Source organism: Sutterella parvirubra YIT 11816, assembly GCF_000250875.1.
GTDB classification, from domain to species: Bacteria; Pseudomonadota; Gammaproteobacteria; order Burkholderiales; family Burkholderiaceae_F; genus Sutterella; species Sutterella parvirubra.
The window spans coordinates 1-2,529 of sequence record NZ_JH605006.1 but is presented as its reverse complement, the minus strand read 5'-3'; the positions used below and the strand labels follow the sequence as shown (position 1 = coordinate 2,529).

3 protein-coding genes are annotated in these 2,529 nt (G+C 65.5%); all 3 read left to right on the top strand.

Going from position 1 to position 2,529, the window contains the following annotated elements; genetic code table 11:
- The first annotated feature begins 156 nt into the window (after positions 1-156).
- Entirely contained in the window at positions 157-1,371 is a 1,215-nt protein-coding gene (locus tag HMPREF9440_RS08380; protein WP_008543292.1) for a porin, read from the top strand.
- Between the two features lie 215 nt (positions 1,372-1,586).
- Positions 1,587-1,736 carry a hypothetical protein gene (locus tag HMPREF9440_RS11265; protein WP_157180699.1) on the top strand — a complete coding sequence of 50 codons (150 nt, stop codon included), beginning with the start codon at positions 1,587-1,589 and terminating at the stop codon, positions 1,734-1,736.
- A 225-nt stretch (positions 1,737-1,961) separates the two neighbouring features.
- Positions 1,962-2,529 (top strand): potassium-transporting ATPase subunit KdpA (locus tag HMPREF9440_RS08375; protein WP_008543290.1); only part of this gene is annotated, 568 nt, incomplete at its 3' end.

The window sequence follows — 2,529 nt, the reverse complement described above, 5'->3', positions numbered from 1 at the left end:
AGCCGCCCTTCCCCGTTTCTCAACGCCTTGATATTGTTGGGGTCTTCCTTTCGAGTTAGGGTTATCCCTAAGGGTTTTTGCTCCCCCTATTCCTATGAAATGGCCGGACCGGGCGCATCAGACGCCCGCCGGAACAACTCCAGAGGAGACCTACCGATGTTCAAGAAGACCATCCTTGTCGCCGCTCTCGGCGCGATTTCCGCCGGCGCCTACGCCGCCGACGTCGAACTCTACGGCGTCGTCGACACCGGCCTCAAGTACACGCATGAGAAGTGGCAGGAAAAGAGCGCCGCCGGCAAGTACACCGAGAAGGACCAGTCCTTCACGATGGAATCGGGCACGAATTCCGCCACGCGCTTCGGCCTGCGCGGCTCTGAAGACCTTGGGAACGGCCTCAAGGTCGGCTTCAAGCTCGAAAACGGCTTCTCGTCCGACACGGGCGCCCTCGGTGAAAACCGCATCTTCGGCCGCGAAGCGTCCGTGAACGTCTCCGGCGACTTCGGTACGGTCTACGCGGGCCGCATGGGGATCCTGCGCTCCGACACGGGCTCCGTCGGCTTCTACGGTGCGATGGCCTCGGCCTTCGGTTCCGGTTGGTCCGACAACATCGCCGGCCACACCTTCGTGATGGCGGACTACGTCAGCCGCCGCGACAACGTCCTCACGTACGTCTCGCCCGAGTTCGCGGGCACGACGCTCTACGCCCAGTACGCGATGGGCGGCGACGACAAGATCGGCTCGGAAAACAAGACGACCGCCGACCGCTACGCCGCGATCGGTGCGAAGTGGGCGGGTGGCCCCTTTGAAGTGGGCGCTTTGGTCGACTGGCAGAACAAGAGCAACGCCGACGTGAAGATCGGCCAGGAGACGCTTCCGCGCAGCGGCTACTCGATCAAGGACGCCTACACGGTGAACCTCGCGGGTTCGTACGACTGCGGCTTTGCCAAGACCTACCTCGCGCTGCAGTACTTCAAGGATGCGAACGACGTCGCGGGTCTGATCCCCAAAGCCGCTTCCATCGTAGGTGACAAGGACGCCGAGCAGGTCATGCGCCTGCTCACCGTCACCGGCTACGGCGTGCACCTCTCGACCGCGTTCGACGCGCTGGGCGGCTCCTGGAAGGCCGGCATCGGCTACATGGACGGCGACGCGGACCTGCACTTCGCCGACACGAAGGGCTTCAACGGCGACGTCAAGGCCTACACGGCCTCGGTCGGCTACGAATACGCCCTCTCGAAGCGCACCATGGTCTACACCGGCATGGGCTACACGCAGCGCGAGCTCGACGTGACCTTCACGAACGCCCTGGATAATTCGAAGAACACGGTGAAGGGCTTCGACTTTGCGATGGGCCTCGTGCACCGCTTCTGATCGGTTGACCTGATCATCCAAGGCTGAGCCGGGGTCTCTCCCGGTTCGCCTGACAACCCAATCCCCGATGCTTCCGGACGAGGCGTCGGGGATTTTCGCGCGCTCATCCTCCGGCGCTTCTTTGCGGCATTTTTATGCCGCCCGCCGCTTTTTTGAGACGGCCTTTACGCGGCCCCCGATAGCATGGCTTCGTCGAAACAACGAACGGACACGCCATGACGATCGACGTTCTTCTTCTCGCCGCCCCCATCGGGCTTCTCGTAATCGGCGCGGTGCTCCTGCCGCGCTGGCTCTCCGGCATCCGCTACGACCGGCACCACCGCCGCTGCCCCCACCCCGCCCGCCGTCCCTTTTGCTCCTGCTGAGGAGAACGCCATGACGACGCTGCTTCTCCTCGCCGCGATTCCGCTCGCGGTCTATCTCCTCGTCGCGCTCGCCCGCGCCTGATAGGGCGACTGATGGGGCGACGCCCTCGGGCTTGGAGGGTCCCTCTCCCCTCTTCTCTTCTCCGAAAAGGGCCCCTGAGGGACTGAACGCCCCCGATCCGATTTCCATGACCAGAAGCCCCGACCTCTCGGGGCCGAGAATCCATGCTTTCCATCCATCTTCAGTCCGCGGCTCTTCTCGCCGGATTCCTCGCGCTTCTCGCGGCGGCGAGCGTCCCCGTGGGACGGCTCCTCACGGCCGTCGCCCGCGACCGCGCGCCGCGCTGGGCCGCAACGCTCGACGCGCGGCTCATGCGCGCGTCCGGGCTCGACCGCGAAGCCGGCTTCACGCCGCTCGCCTACGGCGCGGCGCTCCTCGCCTTCAACGTGTTGGGCTTTGCGGCGCTCTTTCTGATGCTGCGCTTTCAGGGGCACCTGCCGATCAACCCCACCGCCGCGCCCGACATGCCCTGGGTGACGGCGCTTCATACGGCGGCGTCGTTCGTCACGAACACGAACCAGCAGTTCTACGCGGGGGAGAGCGCCGTCTCGGCGCTCACGCAGACCGCGGGGCTGCTGGTTCAGAACGTGCTCTCCGCCGCCACCGGCATCGCCTTCGCGTTCGCGTTCATCCGCGCGGTCGCGCAGCGGTGCACGCGGGAGGCGGCGCAGGAAAACGCCCCCGTCACCGTCGGGAACCCCTGGCGGGACCTGCTGCGCATCGTCCTTTGGG